Raw genomic sequence first — 383 nt, 5'->3', positions numbered from 1 at the left:
ATGATATTCACGAACAGACAGGTAAAGATGCCAATAATTTTATCAGATGGGTACAAAAGATAAGGTATATTAATGCGGCTGGAATGATTGAGTTACAGTTTACAGATGACGTTATACCATTGATAACGAGACTAACCGAGCAGTACACAGAATACGATCTAAAGCAGGTTAGTGAGTTGCAAAGCGAATATGCAATCAGGTTGTATGAGTTGATGATGCAATGGCAGTCTGTTGGTAAAACCAACCAGATAACGATTGATAACTTGCGTAAAAAACTAGGCGTTAAGCCTGAGCAATATAAGCAGATGTGTAATTTTAAAACGAGAGTACTAGATCATGCTGTCAAACAGATTAATGATTATACCGACATAACAGTCAAGTAC

Annotated in this window: 1 protein-coding gene; it reads left to right on the top strand. The window is 36.8% G+C overall.

What is annotated here, in order from left to right:
• Positions 1–383, top strand: a 383-nt coding sequence (locus AAEY79_RS14240) for a RepB family plasmid replication initiator protein (RefSeq protein WP_352288888.1), incomplete at both ends; no start/stop codon positions are given.

Source organism: Psychrobacter sp. GW64-MNA-CIBAN-0177 (assembly GCF_040309585.1).
Lineage (GTDB): Bacteria > Pseudomonadota > Gammaproteobacteria > Pseudomonadales > Moraxellaceae > Psychrobacter > Psychrobacter okhotskensis.
Note: the sequence above shows the minus strand (reverse complement) of the source record. Positions and strands in the feature narration are given on the sequence as shown.